Genomic DNA, 16,542 nt, shown 5'->3' with positions numbered 1-16,542 from the left:
ACACCCGCATGACGGACTCCCGAACCTACACCGGCGGCTGTCACTGCGGCATGGTGCGCTTCGAATGCACCACCGACCTTGCCATGGTCACGGCGTGCAACTGCTCGATCTGCACCAAGAAGGGCCTGCACTTTACCTTCATGCCGCCCGAGAGCTTTCAGCTTCGTGCCGGCGCCGAGTCGCTGAAGGAATATCTGTTCAACAAGCACGCGATCCGGCATCAATCCTGCGCCGACTGTGGCGTGGAAGTGTTCGCACGCGGCGCGAAACCGGACGGCACCGCGATTGTCGCGCTCAACATCGCGACCATCGATCATATCGATCTGGCGACCGTGAAAATGACGCCGTTCGACGGGCGCAGCCTGTGATCCGGTAAAAAAAGCCGCGGCTGGGTGCCGCGGCTTTGATCGCTGGACTGGATCGCCTCAGTTCGACGCGAAGCAGTAGAACAGGCCGTCGCCTCCGGTGCTCTTCAGGTCAGCTTGCGAGCAGCCGCCATCAGGGCCGCGCGAGGGATGCGAACTGTTCCAGGATTTCGCCGGCGCGGAGTCGTCGAGGCCGGTCCGGTCGGAATGGCCGACAACGGCGTTGCCCTGGGTGCTGCTTGTCCAGTTCTTGCAGGTCTTGTCCTCGGTCACCGTGAACGCGGTGCCGTCCGGCTGCGAGCCGGTGAGCACGTCATGACGGTTCGGCGTGTCGCCGCGGCCGTTGATGACATCGCCCTTCTCGCTCAGCGCGCTCTGCTTGGTCAGTGCGTTGGGGCCATGCAGATCGGCGGCGTCCTTGGCCACCACGGCGCCCTTGGCGTTCTGCCAGGGACCCTTGCCGATGCGGTCGCGCGCGTTGATCGCCGGCTTGCCGTCGGCCGCCTGGGTCGAGAGATACGCGCGCCAGGTTTTTGCGCCCGCGCCAGCCGCCTGCGCCAGCGTCTGGCAGTGATTGTCGGCGCCGGCGAGGCCGCCGAGATTGCCACCGTTGCCGATGCCCGCGCTGGTGACGAAGAACGTCATGCCGGCCTGCTGCGCCTGCGATGGTGCGGCCGACAAGGCAAGCACCGCCGCAACGGCACCGAGCGACAGTTTCGCGAGATGGGTCGTTATCGACATTGAAGTCCTCCCATGATGATCTGTTTTTGAATGGTCTGTCTTGATAAATATCCAGGCCCGGATCAGGCCCGTTTCAGCGCAATGATGATCAACACATGATCGCGTGGTTTATTCCGGCGGCCCCGCGGCGACCGTCGCACTATACAAAAAAAAGCGCCGCACGAATGCGGCGCTTTTGATTTCAATTTGCAATCAAAGGTCTCAGACCTGCTGGATCGCGGAGAGGATCCATCCCGCACCGCGGTCGCGCAGGAAGGTCCAGACCTCGGTCACCTCGATCGGCTGGTCGCTGTTGTCGACCACGCGGCCGGTGGCCTTGTCGGTGGTCTTGTCGATCAGCGAGAAGCGCATCGCGACGCTGGCGTATTCGGTATCGCCGTCACGCCAGGCCTCCGCCAGGTCGCCCTGCAGCAATTTGACGTTCGTCACCTCGTTGACCACGTTCTTCCTGGCGTTCTCGGCGAGATCGTCAGTGAAGTATGATGCCATCTCATCGGTCGTCAGACGGCGCAGCGCGGTGACGTCCTGCTTGGTCCAGGCCGCCTGGATATCGCTGAGCAGGCGTTCAAACGCCTCGTAATCATCGGGGCCGATCTTGGGCGGTGCGCTGCCCGAGCCGAGACCGAAGCCGAAGCCCTTGATCTGGTCCGGCTGCTGCGGCTGCGGTGCCGCCTCATAATGCGCAGGACCACCCGCCGGGCCACCGGCGTAAGCGTTCTGCGACGCATTGCGCCGCTGCCACCACGACCAGGCCAGGCGCGCCACGATCACCACCAGGCCGATCTGCAGGATCAGGCCGATGATCGACGACAAACCGCCGAGGCCGCCGAACAGGCTGCCACCGAACAACATGCCGAACAGGCCGGCACCGAGGAAGCCGGCGGCAAGGCCACCAAGCAGGCCCGGACGATTGAAGAAGCCGCCGCGGCTGGCGGCGCCGGCAGCAGCCGGCGCACCGAGACCCGGGTTCGACGGCTGGGTGGCGCTACGTTCGAACGGCCGCGCCGCATTCGGCGCAGTCGACGTGCTCGGCGGCGCGGAGAAGGTCCGCGATCCGCGCGATCCGGAGCTGGAGCCACCGCCGACGCGAGCATCGGCGGCCGACACGATCAGCGCGACGGGCATGGCCACCGACAACACGATGGCGAGAGCTTTGATGGAGGCGCGCATGCGCTGCGAAAATCTCATCGTTAATCCCTCAATCCCCGGCACGGGGAAAGCGTCCTTAACATGGGGGATGGCGGCCAAAAAGGAAGCGCAGGCGGAACCGCAAGGCTGCGGCCCTCAGTCGCGGCCGGCAGAAGTTTCCCCAATTAAAACAAGGCTTGAGCCGGGCTTGTGCGACGTCAGGACGCGGTCATGGTTTCCTTCACCTGGGCCACCAGCTGGCTCAGCGTGAACGGTTTCGGCAGGAAAGCGAACTGCTGATTCTCCGGCAGGCTGCGCGCGAACGCATCCTCCGCGTAACCCGAGACGAAGATGATCTTGAGATCGGGATTGCGGCCGCGCATCGCCTTCAAGAGCGTCGGGCCATCCATTTCCGGCATCACCACGTCCGACACCACGAGATCGACCGCGCCGTCGTTCTCGACCAGGGTGTCCAGCGCCTCGATGCCGTTCGAGGCTTCCAGCACCGTATAGCCGCGCGAGCGCAGGCCGCGTGCGTTGAGCGAGCGCAACCCGTCCTCGTCCTCGACCAGCAGAATGGTGCCCTGGCCGGTGAGATCGGTGCGCGGCTTTGCCGCCTGCTCCTGGCCGTTGCCTGCCACTGCCACCGCAGCCGGCTCCGGCACGGCCTCAAGCTCGGGGTGATGGCGCGGCAGGAAAATCCGGAACGACGTGCCCTGCCCGGCCTGCGAGTCGACATAGACGAAGCCGCCGGTCTGCTTGACGATGCCGTACACCGTCGACAGGCCAAGACCGGTGCCCTTGCCGACCTCCTTGGTCGAGAAGAACGGCTCGAAGATCTTGTCCACGATCTCAGCGGGAATGCCGGTGCCGGTATCGGTGACATCGATGGTGACGTAATCAGCCGCCGGCATGCCCTTGTAAGGCAGCTTCGAGGCGTCGGCCGCGCTGACATTGCCGGTGCGGATCGTCAGCTTGCCGCCATCCGGCATGGCGTCGCGGGCATTGACGGCCAGATTGACGATCACCTGCTCGAACTGCGACACGTCGACCTTGACCGGCCAGAGATCGCGGCCATGCACGAGGTCGAGCTTGACCTTTTCGCCGATCAGCCGGCGCAGCAGCATGGTGAGATCGGACATCGCATCGCCCAGCGCCAGCACCTGCGGCCGCAGCGTCTGCCGGCGCGAGAACGCCAGCAACTGCCGCACCAGTGTCGCGGCGCGGGTGGCGTTCTGCTTGATCTGCATGATGTCCTGGAACGACGGATCGGTCGGCTTGTGCGCGTTCAGCAGGAAGTCGTTCGCCATCATGATGGCGGACAGCACGTTGTTGAAGTCGTGGGCGATGCCGCCCGCGAGCTGGCCGACCATCTCCATCTTCTGCTGCTGGGTCACGCGATTTTCCAGCGTGCGCTTCTCGGTGGTCTCCAGCATGTAGACGATGGCGGCCTCGGAATCGCGCTCCTCGGCCTCGACCACGGTGACGAAAAACTGGCCCCAGCGCTCGGCCGGACCATCCAGCATCGCCTCGACCGGCGAGATGTCGCCATGCCCTTCGGCCGCTTTCGCAATGGCCGACGTCAGTGCGCCGCGATCGCGTTCGCTGACCACGGCCAGGATCGACTTGTTGGCGCCACCAGCGGACGGCAGGCTCTGCGCCAGCTTGGCGAAGCGCGCGTTGGCGCGCACCACCGCGCCGGCCCGATCGACGGTCGCGATCGCCATCGGCGTGTGGTCGAAGAAGCGCATGAAGCGCACCTCGGCGGTGCGCTGCGGATCGGCACCTTCATCGCGCGCCCGGTTGATGACGAGGGTGCGCGACGCACCGGGAACGCCGTCAGCGCCAAACGCCAGCTTGTGATAGAGCCTCACCGGCACCGTCTTGCCGTTGCGCATCCGCAGGTCGACGTCGAAGCTTTCGGTCTTGACGTCGCCGGGGTCGGCCGTGATCGAGGTCAGCAGCGCGGCGCCGTCGCCGGAGACGATGTCCGCCAGCCGCAAGCCGCCGGAGCCGATCTCGGCAAGGTCCTGATCGAGCCAGTTGGCCAGCGTGGCGTTGATATAGACAATCTCGCCGGCCGGATTGGCCGAGAAGAATCCACAGGGCGCGTGATCGAGATACTCGATGGCGTGCTGCAGTTCCTGGAACACGTCCTCCTGCCGCTCGCGGTCGCGGGTGATGTCGGCGAGCGACCACACCGTAAACCGGGACTCGCGTTTGGCGCTGCCGAGCGGGCGCACGCACAGCCGCAGCCAGCGCCCGTTCCCGCCACCGGTGCCCGCGACACGGACCTCCTCCTGCTGGCGCTTGCCCTCGCGTGCGGCCTTGAGCAGGCGGAACACCGCTTCCGAGACGTCGGGATTGCCGATGAACACCCGCTCCACCGGCCGCGCATCGTCGGCTCCGACCGCGCCGGTCAGCGTCAAATAGGCCTGGTTGGCGTAGACCATGTGGCCGCGGCCATCGGTCACTGCGAGCCCGTCGAACGCCTGGTCGGCGATATGCCGCATCACCGGATCTTCAGTGCCGCGGTCGGCAAACCGGATGATCCCGGCGGCGAAGGCAAACAGTGTGAACAGGCCGACCATGGCGAGAACCGCCAGCAGGCCGAGGATATAAGGCTGCGCCTGGGCGCGCCCGAGCGCCATGAAGGCGACCGCCGACGCCACGATGCCGGCCGCCACCACCAGCACGAGAAGGATGCTGCCGCTGCGCCGCGGGGTCTCGACCTGATCCGGTTCCGGAGGATGCGGATCTCTGCTCAATTCGATGGCCATCGGGTCGGCGTGGGCTGCCTTCATCGTCACGTCGTCATCATACGTCCGGGCGGCTTCGCCCCGCCCTGAGTGCCTGAATCGCAGGTTAGAGCGCAAGCGAATCATGCACGGACGCGCTGTCCGCACACAGAAGCAGATACCGATGTTGCTGATGGAACACGCCGGTTTCCCCGGTTTACGGGGCCGGCGGCGTCAGGGAGCGTCAAGCCGGGAGCGGAGCGACAGCTATCGCAGGGCGCGTCCGGCGCGCCCTGCGAGCTTATCGTAGGTGGTGGTTCAACCGGAAATCCACGATTTGGCCTTGGCGGCCAGCGCATCGGCGGTCTTGGCGAGGAGCCCGATGTCCGAGCCCACGGCCACGAAATGATAGCCCCATTCGATATAACGGCGCGCGTCGGCCTCCACCGGGGTCAGGATGCCGGCGGCCTTGCCGGCAGCCGTGATGCGCTTCACAGCTTGCTCGATCACCCGCTGCACGTCGGGATGCTGCGGATTGCCGATATGCCCCATCGAGGCGCTGAGATCCGAGGGCCCGATGAACACGCCGTCGACACCGTCGGTGGCCGCGATCGCGTCCAGCCGGTCGATGGCGCTGAGTGTTTCGACCTGAACCAGCACGCAGATCTCGTTGTCCGCCTCCTTCAGATAGTTGCTGACGCGGCCGAACCGGGCGGCGCGGCTGCCGGTGGTGATGCCGCGAATGCCTGCGGGCGGATACCGGCAGGAAGCCACCGCTTGAGCGGCTTCCGTTTCGTCCTGCACGAACGGAACAAGCAGGGACTGCGCGCCGATGTCGAGCAGGCGCTTGATCAGGATCGGATCATTCCAGGCCGGCCGGATCACCGGCATAGCGGTGCCGCGGGTCATGGCCTGCAATTGCGCCATCACCGACGGCAGTTCGTTCGGCGCATGCTCGGTATCGACCAGGATCCAGTCAAAGCCGCTGTCGGCAATGATCTCGGCGCCGATGTTGCTGCACAGGCTGCACCACAGGCCGATCTGCACCTGCTTGGCGGCGAGCGCGGCCTTGAAAGGGTTTTTAGCGAGATTCATGAACAACTCTCATGTGAACTGCACCACCACGGCCCCCCGTGGCCCGAAATCGGCGTGCAGGGTATCACCCTTAGCGGTCCGGAGCGGCCACGTAAAATCGTTCAGCGCCCGACCTGCGACGGCGGCCAGCTGCGCCTCACCGCGCGCCGCGGCGGCGCAGGCGCATGACGAAGCCGATGACTTCGGCGACCGCGTGATAATGCTCGACCGGAATCTCGTCGTCGACATCGACAGTGGCGTGCAGTGCACGGGCCAGCGGCGGGTTCTCGACAATCGGAATGTCGTTCTTGTTGGCGACTTCCCTGATCCTGAACGCGATTGCATCGGCGCCCTTGGCGACGCAGATCGGCGCCGACATGCCCGGCTCGTATTTCAGGGCGACCGCGAAGTGGGTCGGGTTGGTGATGACCACCGAGGCGGTCGGCACCGCCGCCATCATGCGCTTCTTCATGCGCATCTGGCGTAGCTGCCGGATCCGCCCCTTGATGTGCGGGTCGCCTTCCGACTGCTTGTACTCTTCCTTGACCTCCTGCAGCGACATCTTCTGCCGCTCGAACCACTGCCGGTACTGGAAGAAATAATCCGCCGCCGCGACCGCGGCGAGCAACGCCACCACGGCGCCAATCAGCTGCATCGACAGCGTCTTGGTCGCGGGCATGATCATGGACGGATCGAGCCGCACCATGGCGTCGACACGGTGCCGTTCCGGCCACAGGATCGCGGTCATGACGGCGGCAAGCGCGACCAGCTTGACCAGGCCCTTCAGGAAGTTCGCCGCCGCTTGCGCGCCAAACAGCCGCTTGGCGCCCGCCAGCGGCGAGATCTTGCTGAATTTGGGGATCAGCGGCTCGGACGACCACACCAGCCGGTGCTGCACCAGGTTGCCGGCGAGCGCCGCGATCAACAGCAGCAGCAGGGGAACACCGAGGGCTGCGAACAGCACCAGTTCGATATTCTTGGCCAGCGCCAGCAGCCCCGGACCATCGGTGCGGATCAGATGCGCGTTCGCCAAGAGATTGCGCATCGGCAGTTCGATGCCAGCGCCGACGCTGCCCGAAAACGACGAGATCACCAGCGCCGCGCCGGCGATCACGAACCAGGTGTTGACCTCCTGGCTCTTGACGACGTCGCCACGCTCATGAGCGTCGTCGAGACGTTTTTGGGTGGGGTCCTGTGTCTTCTCTGAGGTATCTTCATCGGCCATCGGTTAAGCCTCCGGCCTTTCGCAATACCGTTACGGCGAGAGCTGATGCATCACTCCACCGAAATAATCCAGGAACGTTCCCATCATGGTGGCGATCACGGCGACGAGAACCAGAAAACCCGCAAGGATCGACAGCGGCACGCCGACAAAATAGACCTGCATCTGCGGCATCATGCGCGCCAGCAGGCCGAGGCCGACATTGAAGACCAGGCCGAACACGATGAACGGCGACGACAGCTGGACGCCGATCTTGAAGGCCGCGGTGAAGGCCTGGGTCGCCAAAGCCGCGACATCCCCACTGGGCATGATCTCGCCCGGCACAAAGATCCGGTAACTGTCGTTCAAGGCCGCGATCACCAGATGGTGCATGTCGGTGGCGAACAGCAGCGTCAGGCCGAGAATGGTGAGGAAATTGCCGATCAGCGCGCCCTGCGCGCCCTGGGTGGGATCGACCGAGGTCACGAAACCCAGCCCGAGCTGCTGCGCGATCACCGAGCCCGCGACCGAGAGCGCCGCAAGCGTCACCCGCGCGGTGGCCCCGAGCACCACGCCGATGATGATTTCCTGCACCATCAGCACCATGAGGGGCGTCAGTGACGTCATGTCGATGTGATAGGCGGAGCGATGCAGCGGCAGGATGATCAGTGTCAGCATCAGCGCGATGCCGAGCTTGATTCGCGTCGGGATGTTGGTCTCGCCGAAGCCCGGCATCAGCATCACCATTGCGCCGATGCGGGCGAACGCCAGCACAAAGGCGGCGGCCAGGGCCGGCAACAGTGAAATGTCGATGCGCATCAGCGGCCCGCAGCGTGGTGAGGGCCGCCATCATGCGGCCCGTGTCCCGAATCCGAAGTTCGCCAGCATTCGCGGCGACGATCCGTAGCGAACTTCGGATTAGAGAGGACACGAGCATAATATGATTCTCTAGTGCGGCCTGGCTCAGAAATTCCCTCGAAGAGAAAGCGGCAAGGGTGGAGGGAATTTCTGAGCCCCGCACTAGCCACCGATGATTCGCGACGAGATCCGCATCATGTGGCTATGCATGGCGTCGGCCATGAACGGCAACGCCAGCAGCATGGTGAGGAAGATCGCCAGGATCTTCGGCACGAACACCAGCGTCTGCTCCTGGATCTGCGTCAGCGCCTGCACCAGCGAGATCACCACGCCGACCACAAGACCGACCAGCATCAGCGGCGACGAGACGACCACAATGGTCCACACTGCGTCGCGCGCGACGTCGAGGACTTCAGCCCCAGTCATGTCAGATCCCTACCCCTAGCCTCGCAACCACCCCCGAACCCCACCCCGAGGAGGCGCGAACGCCGTCTCGAGATGAGGTCAGGACTCGCCCCGATCAGTCTCCCCAGACGATCGGGGCTCCCCAAATCGACCCAAATGATCAGCAAGTGATCAGATCGGCATCTTCATGATGTCTTCGTAGGACTGGATGACCCGGTCACGGACCGACACCAGTGTCGACACGGCGACGTCGGTTTCCGCAACCGCGGTCACCACGTCCATCACGTTGGCCTTCCCTCCGGCCATCGCGATGGTTTGCGCGTCCGACTTGCGGCCCGCCTCCATGACGCTCCCCAGCGTCTCCTTCAACAGTGTTCCAAACGATTGACCGTCGGTCTCGCTCCCCAGCAACGACGGTTTTGTGACACCGCCCTCCATCATGCGGGCGAAACTCGAATAGGCATTGGCGGCGGCAACAGGCGAAGCCATGGCTCAGGTCTCCCGATTAAGCTTTGAGAATGTCGAGCGTGCGCTGGATCATCCGGCGCGTCGCGGTAATGATGTTGAGGTTGGCCTCGTACGAACGCTGGGCCTCACGCATGTCGGTCATTTCGACCAACGAATTGACGTTCGGATACTTGACGTTGCCGCTGGCATCCGCAGCGGGATTTCCCGGCTCGTATTTGACGCGGAACGCAGACGACGTATCGGTCTTGATTCGCCCCAGCGAGACCACGCGCGCATCGAGCGTGCGGTCGAGCTCGGAGGAAAATGTCGGCACCTTGCGGCGATAAGGATCGCCGCCGGCGGTTGGCGCGGTGGAATCGGCGTTGGCGATGTTTTCCGAGAGCACCCGCATCCGCCCCGCCTGCGCGCGCAGGCCGGAGGTCGCGATGCTCATCGCCTTGAGGAAGTCTGCTCCGTCGGCCATCGGCTAGTCCCTTTCGCTGCGCTCAGCGTTTCCCGATTGCGGTTTTCAAAAGCCCGAGGCTGCGGCTGTAGAGCGAGGTGGCGGCGGCGAAATCCATCTGGTTGGACGCCGACTTCTGCATCTCGTCCTCCAGGCTGACCGCATTGCCCGCCGGCCGCGTCTCGTAGCCGGCCTTGGTGGTGGTCGGAAAACTCTCGCCGCCCCCCGTCGCCGAAAAATGCGCCGAAGACGTGCGCGCCATCGACAGCGAGCTCACCGGCGTGGCCAGCGACCGGTCGAAATTCGGCTCAACCAGATCGCGCGGCTTGAAGCCCGAAGTGTCGGAGTTCGCGATGTTTTCAGCGAGCACCCGCTGCCGCTCCTGATGCCATTGCATGCGGGTGCGCAGCATGGAGAGCGCGGGAATATCGGTGATGGGCATGACGGCGGCCTCTGCACCCTCTTTGCCAGGTTCCTGATCGCCAAGTTCCTGAAGAGGTAGGCAGAATTTGCCGTGATTATGGTTAACATCTGGTTAATAGGACAGGCCGGCTCACTTTTGCCATTAATTCGCCGTTAACCATGCAAGTCATTGAAATTTCTTCCGGCTTGGTGCCGGCGAGAGTTTCGATGGGGCCGATTTTTGGACTGCCGGGGTGGTAAATAGTGCCTGTTGGCATTAACCCGTGGCCGAGACATTTAACGAATGGAGCAACACTTCAGGGATTCGCGGAGAATCGGGCGCCGCCGCTGCACAATCGGGCAATAATTTCTTCGGCCGCAACGTTCGACGAATCTGCACATTGAAGTACACTCTGTTTGGTGGGGACCAAACATGCCGCAATTAGTGACATTCGCTCTTATCTTCCTGGCCGTTCTGGCCATCGTCGGCCTCGCTGTGTGGCTGGTCAGTCGATTCGGCAAGAATCGCATTGGCTCGAACGCGAATCGCGGACGAATGCCGCGTCTCGCCGTGATCGACGCCGCGACAGTGGATACGCGTCGCCGCCTGGTTTTGGTGCGCCGCGACAATGTCGAACATCTTCTGATGATCGGCGGCCCGACCGACATCGTGATCGAGCCGAACATCGTGCGCGCGGTGCCGCAGCGTGAGCAGACGTCGCCGCGCGGACCGATCGGCGCGGAGCTGCCGCCCCGCGTGGCGCCGCTGCCGGATGCGGGCAGCTGGGCCGACACTCCGCTCGATGGGCTCGATCACCACGATCCGGTGCTGCCGGAACTGCCGCCCCGCCCGACTCGTCCATCATTCGCCGACGAAGCCCGCAGGCCGTCGCCCTCGATCACGGACCGTCGCAGCGATCCGCTGGCGGCCGAACCACCCATGCGCCCGGAACCACCGGTGCGACCGCGGCCGCTGCCGCGCAGTGAAACGATGCCCCGCAGCGAACCTTTGATCTCGCGTGGCGAGCCTTCTATTCCCCGTGGCGAGCCTGCGATGCCGCGAAGTGAACCCATTTCGCGGAGCGAGCCCGTTTCGCGAAGCGAGCAAATGGCCCCGCGCAGCGAACCCCTGATCCCGCGCGGCGAGCCGATCATGCCGCGTTCGGCGCCGCCGCCGATCGAACCGGTGGCGAAGCCTCAGCCCCCGCGCGTCGCCGAGCGCCCGGCTGCACCAGCCCTCTCGGCCGCGGACCAGAACCTCGCCGAGATGGCGCAGCGGCTGGAAGCGGCACTGCGCAAGCCCAGCGAGCCCGCAGCGGCAGAACGCGCCCCGCCGGTCGTCCCCGAATCGCCGGGCCGTCCTGCACCGCGTCCGACCGAGATTTCGGTCAGCCCACCACCACGCAGCGACACACCGGCGCCGCCGGTTGCCCCGCCCGGCCCCAAGGCGACGTCGTTCGAGAATCTGGAAGACGAGATGGCCAGCCTGCTCGGCCGTCCGAAGTCGCCGACGTGAGTCTCGGCAAAGTTCCGCGTAGAGTTTTATCCCTTCTCATTGTCGTCGTTGCAGGATTGGCCGCTGCCGGAGCGCTGATCGCGCCGGCGGCTGCCCAGGACATCAGCATCAATCTCGGCGGCCAGGGCAGCGGCGTCACGGAGCGCGCGATCCAGCTGATCGCGCTGCTGACGGTGCTGTCGATCGCGCCGTCGATCCTGATCATGATGACGTCGTTCACCCGCATCGTGGTGGTGCTGTCGCTGTTGCGCACGGCGCTCGGCACCGCGACCGCGCCGCCGAACTCGGTGATCCTGGCGCTGGCGCTGTTCCTGACCGCCTTCGTCATGGGACCGGCGCTGCAAAAGTCGTATGACGACGGCATCAAGCCGCTGATCGCCAACCAGATCGGCGTCGAGGAGGCACTGCAGAAAAGCTCGGTGCCATTGCGCAGCTTCATGCAGAAGAACGTGCGCGAGAAGGACCTCAAGCTGTTCATGGACCTGTCCCGCGAGCCGCCGCCGGCGACCCCCGAGGACATGTCGTTGCGCATCCTGGTGCCGGCGTTCATGATCTCCGAACTGAAGCGCGCCTTCGAGATCGGCTTCCTGCTGTTCCTGCCGTTCCTGATCATCGATCTCGTGGTGGCGTCGGTCTTGATGTCGATGGGCATGATGATGCTGCCACCGGTCGTGGTGTCGCTGCCGTTCAAGCTGATCTTCTTCGTGCTGGTCGACGGCTGGTCGCTGGTGGCCGGAAGCCTGGTGCAGAGTTACGGGGGGTAGCGAGGGCGATCCGGATTGAACGAATGTCGACGCATGCCTCCGAAGAACACCTATTGATCTTTCCCACGTGATCGTCATCCTGAGGTGCGCGCTCTTGCGCGCCTCGAAGGATGATAGCCCGTGGGCATCTTCGTTTACCTGCTCCGTTGTGCCGACAATTCCTATTACGTCGGGAGCACGTCAGGTGAGGACCTCGGTCCGCGGATCGATCAGCACAATGCCGGCGCCTTTCCGAATGGTTACACCTTCTCACGCCGGCCGGTAGTCATGGTTTGGTCGGACTACTTCGATCGGATTACTGATGGGATCGCGGCCGAACGTCAGATCAAAGGCTGGGGCAGAGCGAAGAAAGAAGCCTTGATTGCGTCGAACTGGCAAACTCTGAAGGGGCTAGCTCGTCGGCGCGCCGGAAAGCCGAAGCCTGATTGAAGGTCTCGGGCCGTTCATCCTTCGAGGCTCGCCCAGCGGTGCAAGCGCACCGCAAGGCTCGCACCTCAGGATGACGGATAACTAGGCACGCTCCCAACACTGAAGCATAACGAGATCGAAGCTTCAGTTAACCGTCACCCTGAGGTGGCCGTGCGTAGCGCGGCCCTCGAAGGCGACGGCCCGGGCCGTTCATCCTTCGAGGCTCGCCCAGCGGTGCAAGCGCACCGCAAGGCTCGCACCTCAGGATGACGGAACAGAGGCTACTGCACAGCGCTCGCGCTCTTCACGCCACCGACTTTGGGCAGCGTGCCGGTGGGGGTCGGGTCCGCCTGCGAGATGGCGCGCGGCAGCACCGCCTTCGCCATTGTCGTATCGCCGAAGCGGGTCTTCATTTCGCGCAGGAAGCCGTCCAGGGTGTCGACCGATGCCGCCATTTTCGCGATCTGGGTGAACTCGGCGCTGCTTGCCGCGACAGGCTTGCTGGCGATGTCGAACGCCACGCGATCGGCACCACTGCTCATCTTCGGGCCGAATTTCTCGCGGAAACGTGCAAGTCCCAACACGTCCTCGGCAAGCGCATAGCCGATCGCGGCCCGGATCACGTCGCCCTTTTCAACGGTATTGAGCGGCTGGAAATCCTTCCAGCGGTCGCCGTAATACAGCTCGACCTGCTCGGCGGATTCGCGCCAGCGCCGTGCCGCCCAATAAATGTCGGAGCGCAGCCGCACCACTTCACGGCCGGTGAGATTGGAGACGATGTCGAGTGCGAGATCGTGGCGGCCGATGTCGCTTTGCGCCCGCGCCTCCAGCAGCAGCCGTTGCTGGCGCAGTTCGCCGGCGAGATCGGCGATCCGGGTATCCCTGAGGACGCTGCCCGCGCGATCCGGCTTGCGGTTCATCAGATAGACGGTGGCGAGGCGCGCAGCCACCTGGGCGCGCGCGGCGCCCTCGAGCCGGTGATCGACCTGGTACTGCAGCAGATCGGCGGCCTGATCGAGCAGGTCGACATTGGCCAGGCGCTCCGACAGCCGCCGGATCATCTCGTCGCCGCGCCGTCCGATCGGGGTCAGCTCGCGATAATCGTAGAACATCCCCAGCGCTTCGATCGGCGGCAGCTCATCACCCTTTGGCCCGAGGAACACCTGCGAGAACAGCGCAGAGGTCTCGTCTTGCGTCTGCCGCGACACGTCGGAGTTCGCCGACAGCCGGGTGACGAGGCGCGCCGCCGCGAACGAGTCCGCATAACGGGCGGACGCCGCATACACCCGCGCCAGTTGCTGCAGGGTTTCGAGTTCGATGTCGCCGCCGCGCCAGCTCACCGCCAGGGTCTCTAACCCCTGCAGGGCCTCGTCAGCGCCGATCTCGTTGCGCTTCTGGCGCAGTGCGATTTCGCGCAGCCGTGCCTCGGCGGCGGCCGGACGATCGTTCGAAGCGATGACGTCGCGATAGACGCTCAAGGCTTCCTTCTCGCGTCCCAGCGCTTCGGCGAGCCCTGCCCGCATCACCGCGATCGCAGGCATCCTCTCCGGCGGAATGCCGATGACGTCGAGATCATTGCTGCGGGCCGAGGCACCGGCGTAATCCCTGACGACGAGCGATGCGCGCATGGCGGTCGCAAGCACGATGCGCTGCAGATCGTCGGGCAGCGCCGCGATCGCGAATTCCGCATTCTTGAACTTCTCGCGGGCATCCGGCCATTTGTCCTGACCCGCGGCCGCGAGGCCTTTCCAGACCTGCAGATCGTAGCCGCTGCCGATCACGGAATTGCCGAAATCCTTCAAGCCGGCCTCGGGGTGGCCGCTCAGAATGCTGGCGACCGCGCGCACGATGAGTGCGGTCGGATCCTCGGTGCCGGGCTTGGCATCGGCGAGCGCCAGATCGGCAGCGCCCTTGGCCTCGGGATAGAAGCCGCGCGCCAGATAAAACCGCGCGAGCTCGATGTTCGCAGCTGTCCTGGCATCGCCATTGGCCTGGGCCGCAGCTGATATCAATTCGTCCTGCCGCTTGCCGAAGATGGCATCGCGGTTCTGCCGCCACTCCGCGAGATCGAACAGCGGACGCGGACCACCCGCAATCCGTTGCGGGGCGAGATCGGCCGACGACAATGTCAACCCGCCGGGACGAGTCAGCACCACCCGGTCAGGCGACGTGGTGATGGCGAGGTCGTCGGCGTTGGACTGAACGACCACGCCGTGGATCGATTCCAGCAGCGCGAATTCCACGAAGTCCTGGCGCTTGACGAAGCCGTGGGCCGGCAGCGGCGCGGTGACCACGGTCAACGGATCGCCGGCCTCGGGATCGATCAGGTGATGCACGATGGCCGGATTCGCCAGCATGACGGCGACATGCGCCCGTGCCGGATCGGCAATGTTGCGGATGGCGGAGAGCGGCTGCTGCGGCATCTCCATGGTATCGGCAAGCGTCAGGACAAAACCCGTGCCCTCGCCCGCAAGGCTCGCCAATTGCGGCCGTCCCAGACGGATGCGGATCGCCTGGCCCTTGTCGAGCTTTTGCGTGACGACATCGCCGATGATCGATCCGCCGTCACGGCGGATGGCCTCGGTGTTGATGCCAGCTTGATCGTCGACCACCAGCCAGACCGCATCGCCGCGGCGGAACGCGGCGGCGGGGGTCGCCGTCTTGAATGGAAATGCCAGCCGCAAGCCGTCGCTGCTGCGCGTGGCGCGCACCGTCACCGTCGCGTCGTCGCGCGCGGGCGCGGCTTCGACTCGCACCATCTCGGGCGCCGGTGTCGGCGAGGCGACCGGCACCGCGGCAATCGGCGCCGGGGGTGCAGCCGCCTCCGGCACAGCAGCCGGCGGCGGCGTGGCCGCCGCGGCCGCCTTGATCTGCTCCATAACGGGTTCGGCAGCCGGCTCGGCCTGAGGTGTCACGGCGCTCGATTTATCCGGCGCCACACTCGCCGGCTTCGTCACCACAGGCGGTGCCGCCTTCGTCTCTGTTTTGGGCTCAGCCCTGGTGTCGGTCTTGGGAGTCACAAGGGCCGACGACTTGCGGGACTGATCGAAGCCGACATCCACGACGTAGTTGGCATCCTCACGGAACGACTTCACATCGACGTCGCCGATCACGGCGAACGACACCGTCGCCCCCTCACCGTCGATCTTCTGCTCGATCGCCGAGATGTTCGCCGGCGCGACCAGCTTGGCGTCGGTCAGGTCGAAGGTCATCGGGGTTGCGAACACAAGCGAGAGCTTCTTGTCTTCCAACGACGACGAGACGCCGACGCCCGACGGCAGTTCGAACACAAAGCGGACGAAGGTCGGCTGCACCGAAGCGCGCACCCGCACCGGCGGGCGCTTCCTGGTTTCCGCGACCAGCTTCTGCTGGCGCAGCGCCCGCTCGGCCACGCGCGCGCGCTCGGCGAGCTCGCGCACCACCTCCTGCGGCAGCGGCGGCGGCAGGCCTTTCCAGCTCTCCGGCAACAGGTCGATGAAGATCCGCTCACCCGCGGTCATGGAATTCACGGTGACCTTGCGCGACAGCGCCAGCCGGATCGCCATGCCGTCGGGATCGCGCCGCGCCATGCCGACATAATCCGGCACCGCATTGGCGAGGCTCTCGACGGGAATGTCGATCGGCTTCTTGAAACGGATGACCAGGATCGAGCCCGCGGTCATTACCTCGGAATCAACGTCCTCGGCGAGCTTGAGGACCAGGCGGGCATAACCGCCGCCGGCGGAAAAGCTCGCCTCGCCCTTGATGGGTTCGGCCTCGGCCTGCTGCGGAAGCGGAGCGCGCGGTTGGGCTTGAGGCTGAACCTGGGTCTGAGCCTGAGCTTGGACTTTAGGCTGGCTTTGGGCTTTAGGCTGGGCCTGGGCGGACAGCACCGATAGCGAGAGCAGCAGCGCCGCCGGCGCCGCACCGATTCGCAACGACGCAAGATGGTGTCGCGCCGCCTCACACCCAAACAGCCACTCTCGTCCGGGACTCGTTCGCATCCTGCTCACGTCTCTCGACCCAATTCCCTCGGCGGCCTCGCGGCCAGCG

General features: G+C 65.0%; 15 protein-coding genes. 4 read left to right on the top strand and 11 right to left on the bottom strand.

Annotated elements, in window-relative coordinates; all coding sequences use genetic code 11:
- Positions 1–8 precede the first annotated feature (8 nt).
- Positions 9–368: a GFA family protein gene (locus tag RS897_RS25680; RefSeq protein ID WP_315838745.1), complete on the top strand. Its 360-nt coding sequence runs from the start codon at positions 9–11 to the stop codon at positions 366–368.
- 57 nt (positions 369–425) lie between these two features.
- Here RS897_RS25680 and RS897_RS25675 read toward each other — a convergent pair whose 3' ends face one another.
- From RS897_RS25675 to flgB, 10 genes are all read right to left on the bottom strand, one after another.
- Positions 426–1,106: a lectin gene (locus tag RS897_RS25675; RefSeq protein WP_315831522.1), complete on the bottom strand. Its 681-nt coding sequence runs from the start codon at positions 1,104–1,106 to the stop codon at positions 426–428.
- Between the two features lie 201 nt (positions 1,107–1,307).
- The gene (locus RS897_RS25670; protein ID WP_315831521.1) at positions 1,308–2,294 is read right to left on the bottom strand and encodes a Tim44 domain-containing protein; all 987 of its coding nucleotides are present in this window, start codon (positions 2,292–2,294) and stop codon (positions 1,308–1,310) included.
- A gap of 158 nt (positions 2,295–2,452) precedes the next feature.
- The gene (gene cckA / locus RS897_RS25665; protein ID WP_315838744.1) at positions 2,453–5,014 is read right to left on the bottom strand and encodes a cell cycle histidine kinase CckA; all 2,562 of its coding nucleotides are present in this window, start codon (positions 5,012–5,014) and stop codon (positions 2,453–2,455) included.
- A gap of 276 nt (positions 5,015–5,290) precedes the next feature.
- Positions 5,291–6,067, bottom strand: coding sequence for an HpcH/HpaI aldolase/citrate lyase family protein (locus RS897_RS25660; protein WP_315831520.1), 777 nt, complete (start codon positions 6,065–6,067; stop codon positions 5,291–5,293).
- Between the two features lie 136 nt (positions 6,068–6,203).
- Positions 6,204–7,271, bottom strand: a complete 1,068-nt coding sequence (gene flhB / locus RS897_RS25655; protein ID WP_315831519.1) for a flagellar biosynthesis protein FlhB — start codon at positions 7,269–7,271, stop codon at positions 6,204–6,206.
- Between the two features lie 30 nt (positions 7,272–7,301).
- Positions 7,302–8,066: a flagellar biosynthetic protein FliR gene (gene fliR / locus RS897_RS25650; RefSeq protein ID WP_315831518.1), complete on the bottom strand. Its 765-nt coding sequence runs from the start codon at positions 8,064–8,066 to the stop codon at positions 7,302–7,304.
- 201 nt (positions 8,067–8,267) lie between these two features.
- The gene (gene fliQ / locus RS897_RS25645; protein WP_315831517.1) at positions 8,268–8,531 is read right to left on the bottom strand and encodes a flagellar biosynthesis protein FliQ; all 264 of its coding nucleotides are present in this window, start codon (positions 8,529–8,531) and stop codon (positions 8,268–8,270) included.
- 150 nt (positions 8,532–8,681) lie between these two features.
- Positions 8,682–8,999 carry a flagellar hook-basal body complex protein FliE gene (fliE, locus tag RS897_RS25640; RefSeq protein WP_315831516.1) on the bottom strand — a complete coding sequence of 106 codons (318 nt, stop codon included), beginning with the start codon at positions 8,997–8,999 and terminating at the stop codon, positions 8,682–8,684.
- Positions 9,000–9,015: 16 nt separating this feature from the next.
- Positions 9,016–9,441, bottom strand: coding sequence for a flagellar basal body rod protein FlgC (gene flgC, locus RS897_RS25635; protein ID WP_315831515.1), 426 nt, complete (start codon positions 9,439–9,441; stop codon positions 9,016–9,018).
- Between the two features lie 22 nt (positions 9,442–9,463).
- Positions 9,464–9,862: a flagellar basal body rod protein FlgB gene (gene flgB / locus RS897_RS25630; protein ID WP_315831514.1), complete on the bottom strand. Its 399-nt coding sequence runs from the start codon at positions 9,860–9,862 to the stop codon at positions 9,464–9,466.
- A 393-nt stretch (positions 9,863–10,255) separates the two neighbouring features.
- Between flgB and RS897_RS25625 the strand changes: the two genes are divergently transcribed.
- From RS897_RS25625 to RS897_RS25615, 3 genes are all read left to right on the top strand, one after another.
- Complete coding sequence (locus tag RS897_RS25625) at positions 10,256–11,338, top strand: flagellar biosynthetic protein FliO (RefSeq protein WP_315831513.1); 1,083 nt, start codon at positions 10,256–10,258, stop codon at positions 11,336–11,338.
- 56 nt (positions 11,339–11,394) lie between these two features.
- Positions 11,395–12,102 carry a flagellar type III secretion system pore protein FliP gene (gene fliP, locus RS897_RS25620; protein ID WP_407654301.1) on the top strand — a complete coding sequence of 236 codons (708 nt, stop codon included), beginning with the start codon at positions 11,395–11,397 and terminating at the stop codon, positions 12,100–12,102.
- 120 nt (positions 12,103–12,222) lie between these two features.
- Complete coding sequence (locus RS897_RS25615; RefSeq protein ID WP_315831511.1) at positions 12,223–12,531, top strand: GIY-YIG nuclease family protein; 309 nt, start codon at positions 12,223–12,225, stop codon at positions 12,529–12,531.
- Positions 12,532–12,791: 260 nt separating this feature from the next.
- Here the strand turns inward: RS897_RS25615 and RS897_RS25610 are convergent, their stop codons facing one another.
- Positions 12,792–16,493, bottom strand: coding sequence for a tetratricopeptide repeat protein (locus RS897_RS25610; RefSeq protein ID WP_315831510.1), 3,702 nt, complete (start codon positions 16,491–16,493; stop codon positions 12,792–12,794).
- Positions 16,494–16,542 lie beyond the last annotated feature (49 nt).

The sequence above is a fragment of the Bradyrhizobium prioriisuperbiae genome (assembly GCF_032397745.1).
In the GTDB taxonomy this organism is placed as follows: domain Bacteria; phylum Pseudomonadota; class Alphaproteobacteria; order Rhizobiales; family Xanthobacteraceae; genus Bradyrhizobium_A; species Bradyrhizobium_A prioriisuperbiae.
The sequence above is the reverse complement of the archived record's forward strand: the minus strand, read 5'-3'. Positions and strand labels throughout refer to the sequence as shown.